The organism is Acidovorax temperans, from assembly GCF_006716905.1.
Lineage (GTDB): Bacteria > Pseudomonadota > Gammaproteobacteria > Burkholderiales > Burkholderiaceae_C > Acidovorax > Acidovorax temperans.
In genome coordinates this window covers 703,054-722,704 of record NZ_VFPV01000001.1, presented here as the reverse complement: position 1 = coordinate 722,704, position 19,651 = coordinate 703,054, and the positions used below count along the sequence as shown (strand labels likewise).

Sequence of the window (19,651 nt, the reverse complement as noted above, 5' to 3'; positions counted from 1 at the left end):
TATAGGTAAGCGCTGGTAGCTATTAAATTAATAGCGTTTGGGCTTACTGCGCAGCCCAGCCACCGTCCATGTTCCATGCCACGCCGCGCACGTTGTTGGCGGCTGTGGAGCAGAAGAACACCGCCAGCTCGCCCAGCTCGTCGGGGGTGGTGAACTGCATGGAGGGTTCTTTTTCGCCCAACAGCAGCTTCGTGGCTTCTTCGTTGGTCAGGCCATGGGCGGCAGCCTTGGCGTCCACCTGCTTTTGCACCAGCGGGGTCAGCACCCAGCCGGGGCAGATGGCGTTGGCGGTGATGCCGGTGGTGGCGGTCTCCAGCGCCGTCACCTTGGTCAACCCCACGATGCCGTGCTTGGCGGCCACATAGGCCGATTTTTGCGCAGACCCCACCAAGCCGTGCACTGAGGCCACGTTGATGATGCGGCCCCAGTTGGCGCGGCGCATGGCGGGCAGGGCCAGGCGCGAGGTGTGGAAGGCGCTGGTCAGGTTGATGGCGATGATGGCGTCCCACCGCTCGACGGGGAAATCCTCCACATTGGCCACATGCTGGATACCTGCGTTGTTCACCAGAATGTCCACCTGGCCAAACTGCGCCTCGCTGTAGCGCATCAGGTCTTCGATGTCTGCGGTGCGACTCATGTCGGCACCGTGGTACGCCACTTGTGCCCCGCTGGCCTGGCCGGCGGCCAGCACTTCAGCGCGGGGGGTGTCCACATCGCCAAAGCCATTGAGCACAATGTTGGCCCCCTGGCGCGCCAGCGCTTTTGCAATGCCCAAACCAATGCCGCTGGTCGAGCCGGTGACGAGGGCCGTTTTGCCTTTCAGCATGAGAGTCTCTCCGTAATGAGCATGACTTGCGCAGCGTGGGGGCCAGACACCCCTTGGCAGGGCAAAAGCTTTGGTTGCATCCTGATTTGCGCAAGTCCGAATGAATTACGATGCAACGCGGCCATTATCAAGCGCTGCTCCCGGATTTCGCACCCATGATTGAACCTACGCTGAACTACGTACCGTGCCCAGGCCCTGCGGCCGCCTCGGCACCAGCAACCCATGCCGACGCCGCCGCTGCGCAGCACCGCATGGCCTACTGGGAATGGAATGCCACGGGCAACCCGGCCCACCCCCATGTGGTGGTGTGTGTGCACGGCCTTTCGCGACAGGGGCGGGACTTTGACACCTTGGCGCGCAGCCTGAGTGCCCACGCACGCGTGATCTGCCCTGATGTGGTGGGGCGTGGCCAAAGCGACTGGCTGGCCGACCCCCTGGGTTACCAATTGCCCGTCTACGCTGCCGACATGCTGGCCCTGCTGGCGCAAGTGCACCAGCAAGCGCCCATCACCACCCTGGACTGGGTGGGCACCAGCATGGGCGGGCTCATCGGCATGGCGGTGGCGGGGCAGCCCGGCTTGCCGCTGCCCGCACCTTTGCGTCGGCTGGTGTTGAACGATGTGGGCCCCGTCATCCAGTGGGAGGCGCTGCAGCGCATTGGCCAGTACCTGGGCTACCCGGCTAGGTTTGATTCGCTGCAGCAGGCGGCCGATGCGATGTGGGCCATCTCCACCAGCTTTGGGCCGCACACGCAGCAGCAGTGGCTGGAGCTTTCTAAGCCCATGCTGCGCAGCTTGCCCGATGGCGGCTTGACGCTGCACTACGACCCAGCGATTGCCGTGCCGTTCCGGGCCTTGACCCAGGAAGCCGCAGCCGCCGGCGAATCTGTGCTGTGGCAGCTGTACGACCAGATCCAGGCCCAAACGCTGTTGCTGCGCGGGGCGCAGTCCGACCTGCTGTCGCGCGAAACGGCCCAGGCCATGCAGGTCCGTGGGCCCAAGGCGCGTTGCGTGGAGTTTGAAGGTGTGGGACACGCCCCCACCTTGATCGCTGCCGACCAGGTGGCCGTCGTCCAGAATTTCCTATTGGCTGCCCCTGTCGCAGAAAGTGCATTGGCAGGATGAAGACAAACCCCGCTACCCAAGCCCCCGCCCTCACGCAGACCGAGCCGCTGCCGCAACTGATTGCGGCCACCGCCAACGCCTTGCCCGAGCAGGTTGATGCCCTGGCCCGCGCCCGCGCGTTTGCCGAGCCGTTGCTGGCCTGCGAGACGCTGGATTCGGGCGAGAACACCCTGGTCCATGCCGATGCCGTGGCCGCCATCCTCAAAGGCATTGGCGGGTCTGAAGCCATGCAGGCCGCCAGTTATCTGGTGTACGCCTGCGTGCATTTGAACAAGCCTGAAGAGGTCATTGCCAAAGCCTTTGGTGACAGCTTTGCGGCCCTGGCCGTCGAGACCACCAAGCTCATGCGCGTGCAGCGCCAGGCCCTGGCAGCCGAGCAGGTGGACGACCCTGCCGTGCAGACCGAGAACGTGCGCAAGATGCTGCTGGCCTTCTCGCGCGACCTGCGGGTGGTCATGCTGCGCCTGGCGTCGCGCCTGCAAACGCTGCGTTTTCATGCGGCCAGCAAGCGGCCTGTGTCGCCCAGCCTGGCCCGCGAGTCACTGCAGGTGTTTGCGCCGCTGGCCAACCGCCTGGGCATCTGGCAGATGAAGTGGGAGCTGGAGGACTTGTCCTTCCGCTTTCTGGAGCCGGACACCTACAAGGAAGTGGCCCGCCTGCTCGATGAAAAGCGCGGCGAGCGCGAGATGTACATGCAGCAGCTGCGCCTGCGGCTGGAGTCTGAACTGCGCAGCCGCAGCATCAGCGCCACCGTGCAGGGCCGGCCCAAGCACATCTACAGCATCGTCAAGAAGATGCGGGGCAAGTCGCTGAATTTTGACCAGGTGCTGGATCTGCGCGCCCTGCGCGTGGTGGTGCCCACCGTGAAGGACTGCTACGCCGCCCTGAGCTGGGTGCATGAGCAGTTCACCCCCATCGTGGAAGAGTTTGACGACTACATCGCCAAGCCCAAGCCCAACGGTTACCAGTCGCTGCACACCATCGTGCGCGACGAGCAGGGCCGCCCGGTGGAAATCCAGATCCGTACCCAGGCCATGCACGAACATGCCGAGCATGGCGTGGCCGCGCACTGGGCCTACAAAGAGGCGGGCAGCAAGGGCTACGCGGGCGTGTCTGCCGCAGGAGAGTACGACGCCAAGATCGCCGTGCTGCGCCAGCTGCTGGCGTGGGAGCGTGACCTGGCAGGCGCCGTGCCCAACCGTGGCCTGTTTGAAGACCGCATCTACGTGCTGACGCCCGACGCAGCGGTGATTGAGCTCTCGCAAGGCTCCACCCCGGTAGACTTTGCCTACGCCGTGCACACCAGCGTGGGCCACCGCTGCCGGGGCGCGCGCGTGGATGGCGCCATGGTGCCGCTCAACACCCCGCTGCAAAACGGGCAGACGGTGGAGATCACCACCGTCAAGGAAGGGCGCCCCTCGCGCGACTGGCTCAATGCCGAGCTGGGCTACCTCACCAGCAACCGGGCCAAGGCCAAGGTACGCGCCTGGTTCAACGCCCAGGCCACGCATGAAACCGTGGCCCGTGGCCGCGAGGCGGTGGAAAAGCTGCTGCAGCGCGAGGGCAAGACGGCGATGAAGCTGGATGACCTGGCCACCCAGCTGGGCTTCAAGTCGGCCGATGCGCTGTTTGAAGTGGTGGGCAAGGACGAGTTCTCGCTGCGCAACATCGAAAACCTGCTGCGCCCGCCAGAGCCTGTGCTGCAACCGGACGAGTATCTGCTGCTCAAAAAAACCCGCACCAATGAATCTGCACCTAAAGGCGGGGTGCTGGTGGTGGGCATCGATTCGCTGATGACCCAGCTGGCCAAATGCTGCAAGCCCGCGCCACCCGACGTCATCCGGGGTTTTGTCACCCGGGGCAAGGGCGTGAGCGTTCACCGTGCCGACTGCAGCAACTTCCGCGAAATGGCCGCCCGCAGTGCCGAGCGCGTGATCGATGTGGAGTGGGGCACCCCCAAGGCCGCTGCCGCTGCGGTGTACCCGGTGGATGTGGCTGTGGAAGCTGCCGACCGCCAGGGCCTGCTGCGTGACATCTCTGAAGTGTTTGCCCGTGAGAAAACCAATGTGATCGGGGTGCAGACCCAGTCGGTCAAGGGTACGGCGTGGATGACATTCACCGTGGAGGTGGCTGATTCGGGCCGTCTCAACAAGGTGCTGGGCATTGTGGCCAGCGTGGCCGGCGTGCGTTCGGCGCGCAGGCGCTGAGCTTCGGGCGATCTTGAACTTGGATTTATTGATTCGGCGTAAAAACTGATGCTATAATCGCATTCTCGAATACAAACAGGCGCGTAGCTCAGCTGGTTAGAGCACCACCTTGACATGGTGGGGGTCGTTGGTTCGAGTCCAATCGCGCCTACCAACTAACCATTGGTAAAAAGCCTTCCAAAGCAAATCGCTTGGAAGGCTTTTTTATTTTCCGGGCCGCTCTGTCGCGCGTCGTGGACTTTGCGTTCAGGCGATTCATCAGGGTATTCCTCGGAGAGGGGCTTGCCTGCGGCTCTCTAGAATGTGTTGCACTGCAATACACACATGGGTGTTCTGCCCGAGGAGTTCCGTTTTGCCCGAATCCACCAGCGCCGCTCACAAGACTACGCAGCGCGTGATCAAAAAATACCCCAACCGTCGCCTGTACGACACCGACACTTCCACCTATATCACCCTGTCTGAAGTGCGGCAGCTGGTGATCGACAACCAGAACGTGGTGGTGCGCGATGCCAAGACGGGAGAAGACCTCACCCGCAGCATCCTGCTGCAAATCATTCTGGAAGAGGAAGCGGGCGGGGCGCCGATGTTCAGCGAGGCGGTACTTGCCAACATCATCCGCTTCTATGGCCATGCCATGCAGGGTTTCATGGGGGCGTACCTCGAAAAAAATGTGCAGGCGTTCACTGATGTGCAAAAGAAGCTGGCAGAGCAATCCCAGAGCGTGACGCCCGAAATGTGGGCGCAGTTCATGAATCTGCAGTCGCCCATGCTCAAGGGCATGATGGGCAACTACGTGGAGCAGTCCCAGTCCATGCTCACGCAAATGCAGGAGCAGATGCAAAAGCAGACCGAGCAGATGCTGGGCGCATTCGGGCTCAAGCGCTGATCGCACGATTTTTTGCACCTGCATCCAGTGCTTTCTGGCCCGATGTGGGGTGGCAATAGGCGTCCGCCTCGCGGAACTGGGACAATAGGGGGATGAGCGAAGCACTCTCCCCCACAAAAACACCCAAAGTCGGATTCGTCAGCCTGGGCTGCCCCAAGGCTCTGACGGACTCCGAACTCATCCTCACGCAACTCAGCGCCGAGGGCTACGAAACCTCCAAGACCTTCGAGGGCGCGGACCTCGTCATCGTCAACACCTGCGGGTTCATTGACGACGCTGTGAAGGAAAGCCTGGACACGATTGGCGAGGCCCTGGCCGAAAACGGCAAGGTCATCGTCACGGGCTGCCTGGGTGCACGCGCTGGCGAAAGCGGCGGCAATCTGGTCAAAGACGTGCACCCCAGCGTGCTGGCCGTCACCGGCCCACACGCCACGCAAGAGGTGATGGAGGCGGTACACGCCCACCTGCCCAAGCCGCACGACCCGTTCCTCGACCTAGCTACCAAAAGGAGGCCCCCCGGCTCTGCCGGGGAGGCAGTAGAAGTTTGACTTTTCAGGAGGTTGTCCACCGTAGAGACTTTCAATCGTGAGCCGCCAAGCAAACGAAAGGAAGAAACACGATGGACAAGTATGAAAGTTTGAGTCACACGGCCTGGGATTGCAAATATCACGTGGTCTTCATCCCCAAGTGTCGAAGGCGAACGCTGTACAAGCAGCTACGCGAACACCTGGGTGAGGTATTCAGAAAGTTGGCCGCGCAAAAGGAATGCAGGGTTGAAGAGGGGCATCTGATGCCCGATCACGTGCACATGATGCTGTCGATCCCACCGAAGTACTCGGTGTCGCAGGTGGTGGGCTTTATCAAAGGCAAGAGCGCAATCCACCTTGCGCGGGTGTACGGAGAGCGAAAGCGCAACTTCGTGGGTCAGCACTTCTGGGCGCGAGGGTACTTCGTCTCGACGGTGGGACGCGACGAAGCGGTGATACGGGAGTACATCCGAAACCAGGAGAAGGAAGACGAGAGGTTGGACCAACTCGGTCTATGGAGGTGAGTAGCCACCGATAGGTGGCCCCAAGAATGAGGGGCCGCGTTAGCGACCCCTTACAGCCGCTTTGAGCGGCTCACATCCCGAATGCCCCCGGCTTTGCCGGGGGATGGTTACCTGCCCGGCGCCTTTGGCGAGGCGGGCATCAAGCTCACGCCGCGCCACTATGCGTACCTGAAGATCAGCGAAGGCTGTAACCACCGCTGCACCTTCTGCATCATCCCTTCGATGCGTGGCGACCTCGTTTCGCGCCCTGTGGGCGATGTGCTCAAGGAAGCCAAGGCTCTGTTTGAAGGCGGCGTGAAGGAGCTGCTGGTCATCAGCCAGGACACATCGGCCTATGGCGTGGACGTGAAATACCGCACCGGCTTCTGGGACGGCAAGCCCGTCAAGACCCGCATGCTGGAACTGGTGCAGACCCTGGGCGAGATTGCCGAGCCCTACGGCGCCTGGGTGCGCCTGCATTACGTGTACCCGTACCCCAGCGTGGATGAAGTGATTCCGCTCATGGCCACAGGCCGCGTGCTGCCTTACCTGGATGTACCGTTCCAGCACAGCCACCCCGATGTGCTCAAGCGCATGAAGCGCCCTGCCAGCGGCGAGCGCAATCTGGAGCGCATCCAGCGCTGGCGCGAGGCCTGTCCTGAGATCGTGATCCGCAGCACCTTCATTGCAGGCTTCCCCGGCGAGACGGAAGAAGAGTTCCAGCACCTGCTGGACTTTGTGCGCGAAGCGCAGATCGACCGTGCGGGCTGCTTTGCCTACAGCGACGTGACGGGCGCTGTGGCCAACGAGCTACCCGGCATGCTGCCCCTGGAAGTGCGCGAGGAGCGCCGTGCGCGCTTCATGGCCGTGGCCGAAGAAGTGTCGATTGCCAAGCTGCAACGCCGCGTGGGCGCCACCATGCAGGTGCTGGTGGACCATGCCCCGGCCATGGGCCGCAAGGGCGGGGTGGGCCGCACCTACGCCGACGCGCCAGAGATCGACGGTACCGTGCAGTTGCTGCCGCCCGAGAAGATCAGCAAACAGCTCAAGGTGGGCGAATTCACCAAGGCCCGCATCGTGGCGGTGCAGGGGCACGACCTGGTGGCCTTGCCGATTTGATGACTGCTTTGGCTGGGGGCGATGGCCTCCAGTCAAAGCAAGCAGGACATAAAAAAGGAGCCTTGAAGACCAATGCCGCTCAGTTAAGTCTGAGCGGCATTTTTTTGACGGGATACTGGGTCTTGGTCATACGAACCTCACGCGGATACCGCCTGTGGGATCTGCGAGGCGGCAGCACGAAGCGGCGGATGTTCTTTCTCATGGCCGCAAGCTTGGCCGGGATGGCCCCAGGGGTGTGTGATCCTGAACTCCACAGCCACTCATCCACGATGTAGCGCAGCGCCGTGATGAAGCTGATGCGACAGGGCTGCACTTTGGCCTCGTCTGCGATGCGCGTGATCTCCAAGCGGATCAGGTTGTACATCAGCAAGGTTGCCCACAGCTCTTGCTTGACCCCATCGGGTTGCTGGCTGCGCAACGTCATCGCCTGGCCCAGCATGTCCGTCTTCATCTCTCCATAGGCCAGCTCAATCTCCCAGCGTTCGTGGTACAGCGCGAACACCTCCTCGGCCTTGTAGCGTGCCGGATCCATCAGGGACGTGAACAAGGTTCTGGGTTTGCCATCGAGTTCACGGGTGATGGCGCGCACCTCCCACGTGAGCGGCAAGCCGGGGTCTTTCTTGCGAGCTTGGGGCGAGACCTTCATGCGCAAGCTCACATCGCCAGGGCCATGCGTTTGCACCACCTCGCCCCTGAGTCCGGCACGCGCAGGGATCAGCCAGTGACGTCCCTGGCGGTGTTGCAGCGGCCACAGCAGACTTGCCGAGTAAAACCCTTTGTCCACAATCACCAGCGAGTCAGGCGGCAACTTCGGCCACAAGCGTTCAGCCAATGCGTACTCACTGGTGTCGTAGGCATCCAGGCTGGCATCTACCAATAAACGAGCTCTGGCATCGAGCAAGCAGGCCATGCGCACCAGGGGGAAGGGACTTTGGTGGTCTGCGTGGTTGCGCTGGCAACCAAAGTGCTGGCGGTTGTCTTGTGTGTCGGGGGTACGCCAGACCACGCCATCCAATGCGTACAGCGCCAAGCCTTGCCAGCGGTGGCGAGCGGCCTGCTGGTGCGCCCAATGGGCAGCAGTGTGGCGAAACAGCCATTGCAGGGGCTCACTGCCCAGCCGTTGGCGCGCCTGGCTCAGCGCGCTGGAGCTGATGGGTTCATTGTGCTGCCCAGGCAGTGCCAGCTCCAGTACCTCGGCCACGTTCACGATGGAGCGGTCTCTAAGCAAGGCCACACCCAATACCAGCCAAAGTGCCTGCTCCATGGGCAGTCGCCGCTTGCGCAGCGTGGCTACACCCGTCATCTGCAAGGCCTGTTCAATCCACTGCTGGGGTATGTTGCTTTGAACGACACCCCATTGTTCGGGGCTCGCAAACTCATGGGTATCGTTCAGGTACTCTTGCAGCAGCATTGGCTATCGCTTGACCTCTATGGCCAAAGCTCAATTGATCAAGCCTGCACTGTACAAACAACAAAGACCCCGAAGGGCCTTTGCTTAACTTACTGGCATTGGCCTTGAAGACTCCTTTTTTATGGTCTGCGCCACCTCGCAAGTGAGGTGGCTGGCACAGCGGCCAGCGAGACCTTAGACGCGCTTGCGGTATTCGCCGGTGCGGGTGTCGATTTCGATCTTGTCGCCTTGCGACACGAACAGGGGCACGGCCACTTCGAAACCGGTAGCGATCTTGGCGGGCTTCAGAACCTTGCCAGAGGTGTCGCCCTTGACGGCGGGTTCTGTCCAGGTGATTTCGCGTTCGACGCTGGTGGGCAGTTCCACCGAGATGGCCTTGCCGTCGTAGAACACGACTTCCAGGGCCATGCCGTCTTCTAGGTAGTTCAGTGCGTCGCCCATGTTTTCGGCTTCGACTTCGTACTGGTTGTAGTCAGCGTCCATGCAAACGTACATGGGATCGGCAAAGTAAGAGTAGGTGCACTCTTTCTTGTCCAGGATCACGTTGTCGATCTTGTCGTCGGCCTTGAACACGTTTTCGGTGCCGAAGTTGCCGATCAGGCTCTTGAGCTTCATGCGCACGGTGGCAGCACCGCGGCCGCCACGGGCGTATTCGGTCTTCAGGACGACCATGGGGTCCTTGCCGTGCATGATGACGTTGCCGGCGCGGATTTCTTGAGCGATTTTCATAGCTGATTGCTTGGGTTGGGGCCGCTCAATGCGGACGGGCTGCTGATGAAGGCGGGGCCCGCCGGTGCATGTTCCGCGGCGGAAGTGCGCTGTTGCGGGGCACGGGTGTGCCGCGTAGGAATTGCGCAAAGCCTTGGATTTTACCGTTTTTCCATTACGAAGCCTAAAAGCTGTGCAACAAGGTTGTCCTGCATCAGCAGTCGGGCCCTGGCTGCCTGCACACAGGCCGTCCATTCGCGCAGCGTGCCGTCATCGGGCCACTGCAGGGGCAAGTCATCCAGGCCGTTCCAGGTGTGGTGAAACTGGCGCAGCGATGCGGGGGCTTGCAGCCAGTCCAGAAACGCCTGCAGCTTGGCATGGTGCGCATCGTCGTCCTGCGGGTAGATGTGCCAGATCAGCGCCTTGCCGGCCCACAGGCCGCGCACCAGGGAGTCTTCTCCGCGCACGGCATTGAGGTCGCAAGCCCAGAGCATTTCATCAAAAACCGCCTGGGGGCACGGCGTGCGGTATGAAATATATAGCTGCCCGCGCTTATCTGTCGTGCCCTGGAGCACATTTTTGCTTGAAATTCCCAGCGCCTGCCGCACCGCGTGCGCGGGGCGACCAGGGGCTACCAGCAGGTGGGTGGGCGTGCTGGCGGCCTCGCAAAGCTGCAGCCATTGGGGCAGGGCGGCGGGCTCGTAGCAGAACAGCGACATCCATCGCACGGCCGCACCGGCGGCGCCGGCTGGCACTGGCAGGCTGGGGTGCGCGTGGGCGTTGCGCCATGCGGCCACGTCGTAGGCTTCTTGCCGCTGCATCAAGTCGGGTTCGCGCAGCAGGCCGCCGGTGGCGGCGGTAAAGCCTGGGTAGAAGAACCACCGCGTCCAGCCCTGGGCTGGGCCTGAGGAGAGGAGCGAGGGCAGGCGGTGGTTGCGTTCCACATAGCGCTCTGCCGACAGGTACTCCAGGTTGATCCATACAGGTTTTTGGCCTCTGACGCTTGCCTGGTAAGCGGCACTAGCTATGAATTCAGGAGTAATTTCGCAGCCGAAGGCCTCCACCATCACATCCGTGGGTGCTTCTTGCGCGCCAGGGGGCGGGGCGTGCCAGTCGCGCAGCTCCACGCCGGGGCAGCCCTGTGGTGCCATCCAGGCCAGGGCCGAGGCGTCGTCCACCCACAGGCGCACGCGCTGGCCTTGGCCGGCCAGCTGGGTTGCCAGGCGCCAGCACACGCCAATATCGCCAAAGTTGTCGATCACGCGGCAGAACACGTCCCACTGCAGTGTGGGCTGGGTGGTCCAAGTGGGGAAGTGGGTTCGGCTCATATCAGTGGTTAAAGTTGCGAGCACACCCATGGCCCATGAAACTGGTGCTGCCCACGCCAGGGCCGCCGCGCAAGGCGCTGCGAGAGCGGGGGGATGGCCCGCAGGGCCTCAGGGGGCGTTTCATGGCATGCGCAGGTGGTCCACCAGCAGGCGCGCCACGCTGGAGAGAGACTCTTCCGAGCGCACGCACAGCTTGAGGTGGCGGTGCGCCCACGGCTCGTTCAAGGTGATGGTGCGGATGCCCAGCGTGCCTTTGTACAGCGCCGCGCTGCCCCTGGGCATGACACCCACGCCCAGCCCGGCGTTGACCATGAGGCACAGTGCGTCGTAGCTGGTGACCTGGATGCGCAGCTTCAGCGGCAGCCCGGCTTGTGCGGCAGCCTGGGTGAGCTGGTTATTGATGGCGCTGCCAGGGTGGGCGCCCACAAAGTCGTAGGCCAGTGCATCGCACAGCTTGACGGCCTTGCGCCGCGCCAGGGGGTGTTCAGAGGGGATGACCAGCACCAGCTCATCGGTGCGGTAAGGCAGCAGGGCCACCCGGTCGCCGTAGTCGCCATCGTTCAGGATGCCGATGTCGGCCGCGTTCTCGGCCACCGAATTGGCAATGGCCGTGCTGATCTGTTCCTGCAGCCGCACATCTACCTGCGGGTGCAGCGCCATGAAGCTTTGCAGCTGGGCCGGCAGAAACTGCGTGATGGCCGAGATGTTGGCCACCACCCGCACATGGCCGCGCACCCCGGTGCCGTATTCGCGCATCTGGCTGGCAATGCCGTCCAGATCGTTGAGTACGCCCCGCGCCAGGTGCAGCAAGGCAAAGGCGGCGGCCGTGGGGGTGGCGCCCCGATTGCTGCGGGTGAACAGCTCCACCCGCAAGGCCTCTTCAAGGTCGGCCAGGCGGCGGCTGACGGCCGAGGCCGCCATGTGCTCGCGCTCTGCCGCGGCAGCGATGGTGCTTTCTTCCATCACGGCTACGAAAAGCCGCAGGGACACGGGATCAAGTTTCATGGTCTGCCGATGGTACTGCCGAGCGACCCAGCCATGCCCGTTTGCGATGGCGGCTTCGTGCATCAGCGTTTTGCGGTGCGCCCGCCCTTGCGCATGATGCCCGCCAAACCCCAACGCATTGATTGTTTGCAGGAGAACCACCGCATGGCTTTGCCGCCCGCCGCACCGCCCCTTCCACCCAGCCCCGCCGCACTGCAAGGCGTGCGCGTCATTGAAATGGGCCAGCTGATCGCCGGGCCGTTTTGCGGCAAGACGCTGGGCGAGTTTGGCGCCGATGTGATCAAGATTGAGGCGCCTGAGACTGGCGACCCGCTGCGCAACTGGCGCCTGATCAAGGAAGGCACCTCGGTGTGGTGGCAAGTGCAGTCGCGCAACAAGCGCTCGGTGGCGCTGGACCTGCGCCAGACCGAAGGGCAGACAATAGCCCGCCAGCTGATTGCCGAGGCCGATGTGCTGGTGGAAAACTTCCGCCCCGGCACGCTCGAAGGCTGGGGCATGTCGCCCGAAGAGTTGCACCAACTCAACCCCGGCCTGGTGATGCTGCGCATTTCTGGCTATGGCCAGACAGGGCCCTACCGCGACCTGCCCGGCTTTGGCGCGATCGGCGAGGCCATGGGCGGCCTGCGCCACCTGACGGGCGAGCCCGGCCGCGTGCCGGTGCGCGTCGGTGTCTCGATTGGCGACACGCTGGCCGCGCTGCACGGCACCATCGGCGTGCTGACTGCGCTGTACCACCGCAAGGTCAACGGCGGCAAAGGCCAGGTGATTGACGTGGCGCTGCACGAGGCGGTGTTCAACGTGATGGAAAGCCTGATCCCCGAATACAGCGCCTTCGGTGTGGTGCGCGAGGCGGCTGGCAGTGCGCTGCCGGGCATTGCACCGAGCAACGCCTACCCCTGCACCGACGGCTGGGTGCTGGTGGCGGGCAATGGCGACAGCATCTTCAAGCGGTTGATGGACGCCATCGGCCGGCCGGACCTGGGCGCGGCGCCCGACCTGGCCAACAACACCGGCCGCGTGGCGCGTGTGGAGGAAATCGACGCGGCCATTGGCGCCTGGAGCGCGCAGCGCACCGTGCAGCAGGTGCTGGACGCGCTGGGCGCCGCCCGCGTGCCCGCGGGCAAGGTCTACACCGCCAAGGACATTGCCGAAGATCCACACTACCGAGCCCGCGACATGCTGCTGACGCAAGAGACGCGCGATGGCTACAGCGTGGAAGTGCCGGGCATCGTGCCCAAGCTCTCGGCCACGCCGGGCACCATTCGCAGCAGTGCACCGCACCTGGGTGATGACACCGATGCCGTGCTGGCAGAAATGGGGCTCAATGCCGAGCAGATTGCGTTGCTGCGCAGCAAAGGAGTCGTGCAATGAACGCACCCAGCACCGTTTGGCAAGGCGCAGGCCGCCGCATCCACATGCAGGAAGTGGGCCTGCGCGATGGCCTGCAGATGGAGAAGGCCTTCGTGCCCACTGAAGACAAGATCGCGCTGTGCAATGCGTTGTCGTCAGCGGGCCTGTCCAAGATCGAGGTGACTTCGTTCACGTCGCCCACGGCCATCCCCGCGCTGAAAGACGCTGAAATTGTGATGCGCGAGATCACGCGCCGCCCCGGAACGGTGTACACCGCGCTGGTGCCCAACCTGCGCGGTGCGGAGCGCGCCATTGAGTCGGGCACGGACGAGCTGAACCTGGTCATGTCCGTCAGTGCCACCCACAACCTGGCCAACCTGCGCATGACGCAGGAACAGTCGTTCGCCGCACTGTCGCAGGTAGTGGCCCTGGCGCAGGGCGCCAAGGTAGCGGTGAATGTGTCGCTGTCGTGCGTGTTCGGCTGCCCCATGGAAGGCGATGTACCCGAGGCCGATGTGTTCGGCTGGGTGCAGCGTTTTGTGGATGTGGGCGTGCGCGGCATCACGCTGTGTGACACCACGGGCATGGCCTACCCCACGCAGGTGCACCGGCTCACGGCAGCAGCGCGCGCGCGCTGGCCGGGGGTGGAGTTCACCCTGCATTTCCACAACACGCGCGGCATGGGGCTGGCCAATGTGCTGGCCGCCATAGACGCGGGGGCAGACCGGTTTGACGCGTCGCTGGGTGGCCTGGGCGGTTGCCCCTACGCGCCGGGCGCCAGCGGCAACGTGTGCAGCGAAGAAATCGTGCATGCGCTCGATTGCATGGGCTATGACACGGGGGTGGACCTCGCCCAGCTGGTGGCGGCGGCGCAGCAGTTGCCCGCACTGATCGGCCACGACATCCCCAGCCAGATCGCCAAGGCCGGGCCGCGCCTGGCCTTGCATCCGGTACCGGCCGACTTTGAAGCGATTCGCCAGCGGGCACTGGCACGCTGACCTGCACCTTTTTTCTCATCCATAACACCAGGAGACAACGCCATGACTTTCCCCACTCTGTCACGCCGCATCTTCACGGTGGCCGTGCTGTGCTCTGCTGCTTTCACCGCGGGCGCGCAGGACAAATACCCTTCCAAGCCCATCACCCTGGTGGTGCCGCAGGCGGCTGGTGGTGCCAATGACGCGATTGCGCGGGTGGTGGCGCAAAAGCTGGGCGAGCAACTGGGCCAGAGCGTGATCGTGGAAAACCGCCCTGGCGCGGGTGGCACGCTGGCCACAGGCACCACGGCCCGCGCGCGCAACGACGGCTACACCCTGCTGCTGACGGCCGACAGCGCCCATGTGATTGGCCCCGCGCTGTACAAGAACCCCGGCTTTGATCCGGTGAAAGACTTTGCACCCGTGGCCCCGGTGGCCACAGCGGGCTATGTTCTGGTGGCGCACCCATCGTTCCCTGCCAACACCGTGGCCGAAATGGTGGCCCTGGCCAAGGCCAGCCCTGGCAAGTATTCGATTGCCTCGGCGGGCAATGGCACGCTGAACCACCTGATTGGCGAGATGCTGCAAAAGGCTGCCGGCATCCAGCTGCAACACATCCCCTACAAGGGCTCGGCCGCAGCCGCCACCGACGTGGTGGGCGGGCAGGTGCCGCTGTCGGTGCAAAGCCTGCCGTCGGCCATTGCGTTCATCAAGGCGGGCAAGCTCAAGGTGCTGGGCGTGGTCAACGAAAAGCGCGTGGCCGCGCTGCCCGATACGCCCACCATTGGCGAAACCATCAAGGGCTTTGGCCAGGCGCCCTGGTACGCGCTGTTTGCGCCCGCAGGCACGCCTGCTGCCATCGTGGCGCAGTTGCAAACCGAAGTGGCCCGCGCGCTGGAGCACAAGGACGTGGTCGAGAAACTGGCCACCGTGGGCTGCGAGCCCTTCAAGGGCACGGCGGCGCAGTTGGCGGCCCTGGTGCAGGCAGACCTGCCCAAGTGGAGCCTGGTGGTGAAAGACACCGGCGCCACGGTGGACTGAACCCTGCCGCACCACAGTCCCCCATTCACAACATCAACGACGGAGACCCCATGAAGCTACATCGCAAGCAATTCACCACCCTCGCCCTGGCGGCCCTGGCCACAGGCTTTCTGGGCAGCGCCACAGCGCAATCTGCCTACCCCAGCAAGACCGTGACCATGGTGGTGCCTACCGCCGCTGGCGGCACCACCGACCTGTCGGCCCGCATGCTGGCGCAGGCCCTGGGCCCCGTGCTGGGCCAGACGGTGGTGGTGGACAACAAGGGCGGTGGTAACGGCAACATTGCCGCCAGCATCGTCAAGCGCGCCGAGGCCGATGGCTACACGCTGCTGATGCAGTACTCGGGCTACCACGTCATCTCGCCCCACATCACCAAGCAAAAGCAGTGGGACCAGGGCGACTTCCAGCCTGTGGCCAACATCATCTCGGCCCCGCAGATCATCGTGGTACGGGCCGACCTGCCGGTGAAAACGCTGCCTGAGCTGATCGCCTACGCCAAGGCCAACCCCGGCAAGCTCAACTACGCCTCGTCGGGTAACGGCTCGCTGCAGCACGTCACGGGTGCCATGCTGGAGCAGCAGGGTGCCATCAAGATGGTGCACGTGCCTTACAAGGGCACCGGCCCCGCGCTGCAGGACCTGCTGGGCGGCCAGGTGGACCTGACTTTTGGCACCGCGCCTCCGTTCATGCCGCACATCGCCAGCGGCAAGCTGCGCGTGCTGGCGGTGACGGGCAAGCAGCGCCTGCCCAGCCTGCCGGATGTGCCGACCACGGCCGAGGCGGGCTACCCCAAGGTTGATGCCACGTCCTGGTTTGCGGTGTTTGCCCCAGCCGGCGTGCCCAAGGCCGTGGTGGACAAGCTGACAGCGGACATCCGCACCGTGGTGCAAAGCCCCACATTCCAGCAAAAGGCGCAGGAGCAGGGCGCGACGGCCGATTACCAGACGCCCGCGCAGCTGGGTGACAAGGTGCGTGCTGACCTGGCCAACTGGGCCACGGTGGTGAAAACCTCGAAGATCGAGGCGGAATAAGCATAAAAATGGCTTGTAGCGCTTGTTGGATAAGCGCTGCAAGCTATAAAAAATGTAGCTATAGGAGTCACGTTGCTGCTGCACCGTTGTGGCGCGGCCACAATACGCTGCATGTCTGATGTGCATTCCGAAGAACTTCTGGCCCAGGTGGCTGCGCTGCCTGCGCTGCCGGGCGTGTACCGCTATTTCGACGCGCAGGATGCGCTGCTGTACGTGGGCAAGGCGCTCAACCTCAAGCGCCGGGTATCGAGCTACTTCCAGAAGAACCATGGCGGCACGCGCATTGGCCACATGGTCAGCAAGATCGTGCGCATGGAGACCACGGTGGTGCGCTCCGAGGCCGAGGCGCTGCTGCTGGAAAACAACCTGATCAAGACGTTGAACCCCAAGTTCAACATCCTGTTCCGCGACGACAAGAGCTACCCTTACCTCAAGATCACCGGCACGGCTGGGGGCACTGGTGACGCGCCGGGCCAAGTCTTTCCGCGCATGGCGTACTACCGTGGGGCGGTGGACAAAAAGCACCGCTACTTTGGCCCGTACCCCAGCGCCTGGGCGGTGAAGGAGAGCATTCAGCTTCTGCAAAAAGTGTTCAGGCTGCGCACCTGCGAAGACACGGTGTTTGCCAACCGCACGCGGCCCTGCCTGCTGTACCAGATCAAGCGCTGCACCGGGCCTTGTGTGGACCTGATTTCGCCCGAAGCCTATGCCGCCGACGTGCAGCATGCTGAGGCGCTGCTGCGTGGTGAAACGCAGGAGCTGCTGCAGGCGCTGGAGGTGCGCATGATGGCGCACTCTGACAAGCTCGAATTCGAGCAGGCGGCCGAGGTGCGCAACCAGATCCAGGCGCTGTCGCGGGTGCTGCACCAGCAGGCCATTGAAACGGTGGACGACAAGGATGTGGACATCCTCGCCGTGCGTGTGCAAGGCGGGCGCGCCTGCGTCAATCTGGCCATGGTGCGCGGTGGCCGCCACCTGGGTGACCGGCCTTACTTCCCCGTGCACGTAGAGGATGCCGCCGCCGTGTTTGAGGAAGAGGGCGGTGATGGCTCTGACGAAGCCGCATCCCATCCCGCGCCTGTCGCGCGCCCGGTAGAGGCACTGGTGCTGGAAGCCTTCATCGCCCAGCATTACATCGGCGTGCCGGTGCCGCCCTTGCTGGTCACCAGCGTGGCGGTGGACAAGGCGCTGATGGACGCATTGACCGAGCAAACCGGTGTGCGCGTACATGCCATCCACCAGCCGCGCGAGCAGCGCCGTGCCTGGCTCGACATGGCGCAAAAGAACGCCGACTTGCAACTGGCCCGCCTTTTGGCGGAAGAGGGCTCGCAACAGGCCCGCACGCGTGCCTTGGCCGAGGCATTGGACTTGCCGCCTGAGGACCTGGACCAGCTCACGATCGAGTGCTTCGACATTTCGCACACTGCGGGCGAAGCCACCCAGGCATCATGCGTGGTGTTCCATCACCACAAGCTGCAAAGCAGCGAGTACCGGCGCTACAAGATCGAAGGCATCACCGGTGGCGACGACTACGCCGCCATGCGCCAGGTGCTGACGCGGCGCTACAGCAAGGTGGTTGAAGCCCAGCGCGAAGAGGGCGGTATCGACTTTGCCGCGGCAGGGGCCGATGGCGCAGCGCCACAGCGCAAAGGGGCCGCGCGCCTGCCCGACCTGGTGCTCATCGACGGTGGCAAGGGCCAGGTGGGTGTGGCCCGTGAGGTGTTCACCACCCTGGGCCTGGACCTGGCACGCATCGTGGGCGTGGAGAAGGGCGAGGGCCGCAAGGTGGGCCTGGAAGAACTGGTGTTTGCCGATGGGCGCGAAAAGATCTACCTGGGCAAAGACTCTGCCGCGCTGATGCTGGTGGCGCAGATCCGCGACGAGGCACACCGCTTTGCCATCACCGGCATGCGGGCTGCGCGGGCCAAGGTGCGGGTGGGTGGCGGTCAGCTCGAAGAAATTGCGGGGGTTGGCCCCAAGAAGCGCGCGCGTCTGCTGCAGCGCTTTGGCGGGGTGCGCGGCGTGGCTGCGGCCAGTGTGGAAGACCTGGCCACGGTGGAGGGCATTTCGCGCGAGCTGGCGGAAGAGATTTACCGCGCCTTGCGCTAGGGATCCTCTGCACGAATCGAGCGGCAAGTGAGCGCTGCGGATCGGGATGGGCTGCCAGGCGCAAAACGCAGCAGACCGCCCGAGGCCGCAGATGCACACGGCGCGGTGATTTGTGCAGATGGCATGGACGTCTCCACCTACACCGCCGTTGGCGCCGTCGGCCTGTTACCCGATACAAGGTGGGGCCTGGCGGTAACGGCATCAAAGTGCCAAAGTGGAAGTTCGTCGCAACCACCTTTGAACCGGAGGCCCCACCATGCAATTTACTGCAACGCTGCCAGTCATCGGAATGGATATTGCCAAGCACGTGTTCCAGCTGCACGTCGTGGATGCCCAGACAGGCGAGGTCACCCGGCACAAGCTCAGGCGTGATCGAGTAACCGCATTCTTTGCCAATCGTCAGAAGTCCCTCGTCGCGATGGAGGCTTGTGGCGGTGCGCACCACTGGGCCAGAACGCTGCAGACGCTGGGACATGAGGTCAAGCTGCTGCCCGCCAAGCATGTTCGCGCCTTTGTGCTGCGCGACAAGACTGACGCCCGTGATGCCCAGGCCATCTGGGTAGCGGCCCAGCAACCTCACATCAAGGCCGTGCCTGTCAAGAACGAGCAGCAGCAAGCTTGCCTGACACTGCACCGTATGCGCGCTCAGCTCATGAAGGTGCGCATCATGCAAACCAACGCGCTGCGCGGGTTGCTCTACGAGTTCGGAATCGTGCTGCCTGAGGGGCACCGGGCATTGCTCAAGCTCGTTCAGGACGCACTGGCCAAAGCCCAGGAACAGCGGCTGCCAGAAGTGGTGGTCGTCAGCATTCAGGATCAACTGCGTCGTATCGACAGCCTGCAGTGCGATATCGATCAGCTGGACAAACGGCTGGCCTCGATGGTCAAGCAAAACCAGCACATGCTGGCACTGCAAGCCATACCGGGCATCGGTCCGTTGACGGCGACAGCCTTGGTATCTACTGCAACCGACCTGTCCAGCTTCGAGTCCGGCAGGCAATTCGCCGCCTGGCTGGGACTGACGCCCCGACAGACTGGCACCGGAGGGAAGACCCGGCAGTTGGGGATATCCAAACGCGGAGACCCTTATGTGAGGACCATGCTGATGCACGGCGCTCGCGCCGTGATTGCCAGGAGTCAGCGAAGCGGCTGGATCGAGAGACTGTTACTGCGCCGCCCATACAGCGTGGTGGTCGCGGCGCTGGCCAACAAGCTGGCCCGAACAGTCTGGGCAGTCCTGGTCAAAGGCAAGGCCTTTGACCAGGTGAGATGGAATCCGGTCGACCTCGCCGCAGCCTGAGACCACCACAATGAACTGAGAACACCAAACGCTAGGAAACCGTTTTGAAGGAGAGCATGCAAGAAGCTTGTGTGATGGGTCAACAGGTCAAACCGGGGTGGGGGCAATCCGATAGGGATACAGGGCATCAAGCCCGATGTGCAGACAGGAGCCTCACCCGCGAATGCCATCAGGGCCAGCAGGACGAACACCCTGCACC

15 protein-coding genes, 1 tRNA gene and 2 pseudogenes are annotated in these 19,651 nt (G+C 63.5%); 13 read left to right on the top strand and 5 right to left on the bottom strand.

Features of this window, described 5'->3' with window-relative positions; all coding sequences use genetic code 11:
* Positions 1–43: 43 nt before the first annotated feature.
* Positions 44–826 carry a 3-hydroxybutyrate dehydrogenase gene (locus BDD18_RS03630; RefSeq protein WP_142081443.1) on the bottom strand — a complete coding sequence of 261 codons (783 nt, stop codon included), beginning with the start codon at positions 824–826 and terminating at the stop codon, positions 44–46.
* Positions 827–981: 155 nt separating this feature from the next.
* On the opposite strand from BDD18_RS03630, the gene BDD18_RS03625 reads away from it, so the two are divergent.
* The 7 genes and pseudogenes from BDD18_RS03625 to rimO (BDD18_RS03595) all read left to right on the top strand — a co-directional run.
* The gene (locus tag BDD18_RS03625) at positions 982–1,950 is read left to right on the top strand and encodes an alpha/beta fold hydrolase (protein ID WP_142081441.1); all 969 of its coding nucleotides are present in this window, start codon (positions 982–984) and stop codon (positions 1,948–1,950) included.
* Positions 1,947–4,157, top strand: coding sequence for a RelA/SpoT family protein (locus BDD18_RS03620; RefSeq protein WP_142081439.1), 2,211 nt, complete (start codon positions 1,947–1,949; stop codon positions 4,155–4,157). The genes BDD18_RS03625 and BDD18_RS03620 overlap by 4 nt, the downstream gene beginning before the upstream one ends.
* Positions 4,158–4,234: 77 nt before the next feature.
* Positions 4,235–4,311, top strand: a tRNA-Val gene (locus tag BDD18_RS03615).
* A 198-nt stretch (positions 4,312–4,509) separates the two neighbouring features.
* Complete coding sequence (gene phaR / locus BDD18_RS03610; protein WP_044396772.1) at positions 4,510–5,043, top strand: polyhydroxyalkanoate synthesis repressor PhaR; 534 nt, start codon at positions 4,510–4,512, stop codon at positions 5,041–5,043.
* 92 nt (positions 5,044–5,135) lie between these two features.
* Positions 5,136–5,579, top strand: a pseudogene (gene rimO / locus BDD18_RS03605) (30S ribosomal protein S12 methylthiotransferase RimO); the annotation flags it as partial.
* Positions 5,580–5,662: 83 nt separating this feature from the next.
* A complete protein-coding gene (gene tnpA, locus BDD18_RS03600) occupies positions 5,663–6,094 on the top strand; it encodes an IS200/IS605 family transposase (protein ID WP_026437438.1) in 432 nt (143 codons plus the stop codon).
* A gap of 111 nt (positions 6,095–6,205) precedes the next feature.
* A pseudogene (gene rimO, locus BDD18_RS03595) lies at positions 6,206–7,192 on the top strand (30S ribosomal protein S12 methylthiotransferase RimO); the annotation flags it as partial.
* Between the two features lie 79 nt (positions 7,193–7,271).
* On the opposite strand, the gene BDD18_RS03590 reads toward rimO (BDD18_RS03595), so the two are convergent.
* From BDD18_RS03590 to BDD18_RS03575, 4 genes are all read right to left on the bottom strand, one after another.
* Entirely contained in the window at positions 7,272–8,603 is a 1,332-nt protein-coding gene (locus tag BDD18_RS03590; protein ID WP_125958944.1) for an IS4 family transposase, read from the bottom strand.
* 174 nt (positions 8,604–8,777) lie between these two features.
* Positions 8,778–9,332: an elongation factor P gene (gene efp, locus BDD18_RS03585; protein WP_066697648.1), complete on the bottom strand. Its 555-nt coding sequence runs from the start codon at positions 9,330–9,332 to the stop codon at positions 8,778–8,780.
* A gap of 140 nt (positions 9,333–9,472) precedes the next feature.
* Positions 9,473–10,639, bottom strand: a complete 1,167-nt coding sequence (gene earP / locus BDD18_RS03580) for an elongation factor P maturation arginine rhamnosyltransferase EarP (protein ID WP_142081436.1) — start codon at positions 10,637–10,639, stop codon at positions 9,473–9,475.
* 120 nt (positions 10,640–10,759) lie between these two features.
* Complete coding sequence (locus BDD18_RS03575; protein ID WP_067513376.1) at positions 10,760–11,644, bottom strand: LysR family transcriptional regulator; 885 nt, start codon at positions 11,642–11,644, stop codon at positions 10,760–10,762.
* 144 nt (positions 11,645–11,788) lie between these two features.
* Here BDD18_RS03575 and BDD18_RS03570 point away from each other — a divergent pair, with 144 nt between their 5' ends.
* From BDD18_RS03570 to BDD18_RS03545, 6 genes are all read left to right on the top strand, one after another.
* On the top strand, positions 11,789–13,015 hold the full coding sequence (locus BDD18_RS03570; protein WP_067513379.1) for a CaiB/BaiF CoA transferase family protein: 1,227 nt from the start codon (positions 11,789–11,791) through the stop codon (positions 13,013–13,015).
* Complete coding sequence (locus BDD18_RS03565) at positions 13,012–13,992, top strand: hydroxymethylglutaryl-CoA lyase (protein ID WP_142081433.1); 981 nt, start codon at positions 13,012–13,014, stop codon at positions 13,990–13,992. The genes BDD18_RS03570 and BDD18_RS03565 overlap by 4 nt, the downstream gene beginning before the upstream one ends.
* A 42-nt stretch (positions 13,993–14,034) precedes the next feature.
* A complete protein-coding gene (locus BDD18_RS03560) occupies positions 14,035–15,012 on the top strand; it encodes a Bug family tripartite tricarboxylate transporter substrate binding protein (RefSeq protein ID WP_066697658.1) in 978 nt (325 codons plus the stop codon).
* A gap of 50 nt (positions 15,013–15,062) precedes the next feature.
* On the top strand, positions 15,063–16,043 hold the full coding sequence (locus BDD18_RS03555; protein WP_142081430.1) for a Bug family tripartite tricarboxylate transporter substrate binding protein: 981 nt from the start codon (positions 15,063–15,065) through the stop codon (positions 16,041–16,043).
* Between the two features lie 111 nt (positions 16,044–16,154).
* Positions 16,155–18,152 (top strand): excinuclease ABC subunit UvrC, encoded by a 1,998-nt coding sequence (gene uvrC, locus BDD18_RS03550; RefSeq protein ID WP_142081428.1) that lies wholly within the window; start codon positions 16,155–16,157, stop codon positions 18,150–18,152.
* 256 nt (positions 18,153–18,408) lie between these two features.
* A complete protein-coding gene (locus BDD18_RS03545) occupies positions 18,409–19,452 on the top strand; it encodes an IS110 family RNA-guided transposase (RefSeq protein WP_066695817.1) in 1,044 nt (347 codons plus the stop codon).
* Positions 19,453–19,651 lie beyond the last annotated feature (199 nt).

Coding starts and splice junctions, on each gene's coding strand:
- BDD18_RS03555 (WP_142081430.1), top strand. CDS start 15,063: ATGAAGCTACATCGCAAGCAATTCACCACCCTCGCCCTGGCGGCCCTG.
- BDD18_RS03630 (WP_142081443.1), bottom strand. CDS start 826: ATGCTGAAAGGCAAAACGGCCCTCGTCACCGGCTCGACCAGCGGCATT.
- BDD18_RS03560 (WP_066697658.1), top strand. CDS start 14,035: ATGACTTTCCCCACTCTGTCACGCCGCATCTTCACGGTGGCCGTGCTG.
- tnpA (WP_026437438.1), top strand. CDS start 5,663: ATGGACAAGTATGAAAGTTTGAGTCACACGGCCTGGGATTGCAAATAT.
- BDD18_RS03565 (WP_142081433.1), top strand. CDS start 13,012: ATGAACGCACCCAGCACCGTTTGGCAAGGCGCAGGCCGCCGCATCCAC.
- BDD18_RS03545 (WP_066695817.1), top strand. CDS start 18,409: ATGCAATTTACTGCAACGCTGCCAGTCATCGGAATGGATATTGCCAAG.
- BDD18_RS03620 (WP_142081439.1), top strand. CDS start 1,947: ATGAAGACAAACCCCGCTACCCAAGCCCCCGCCCTCACGCAGACCGAG.
- earP (WP_142081436.1), bottom strand. CDS start 10,639: ATGAGCCGAACCCACTTCCCCACTTGGACCACCCAGCCCACACTGCAG.
- BDD18_RS03570 (WP_067513379.1), top strand. CDS start 11,789: ATGGCTTTGCCGCCCGCCGCACCGCCCCTTCCACCCAGCCCCGCCGCA.
- efp (WP_066697648.1), bottom strand. CDS start 9,332: ATGAAAATCGCTCAAGAAATCCGCGCCGGCAACGTCATCATGCACGGC.
- uvrC (WP_142081428.1), top strand. CDS start 16,155: ATGTCTGATGTGCATTCCGAAGAACTTCTGGCCCAGGTGGCTGCGCTG.
- BDD18_RS03625 (WP_142081441.1), top strand. CDS start 982: ATGATTGAACCTACGCTGAACTACGTACCGTGCCCAGGCCCTGCGGCC.
- BDD18_RS03575 (WP_067513376.1), bottom strand. CDS start 11,644: ATGAAACTTGATCCCGTGTCCCTGCGGCTTTTCGTAGCCGTGATGGAA.
- BDD18_RS03590 (WP_125958944.1), bottom strand. CDS start 8,603: ATGCTGCTGCAAGAGTACCTGAACGATACCCATGAGTTTGCGAGCCCC.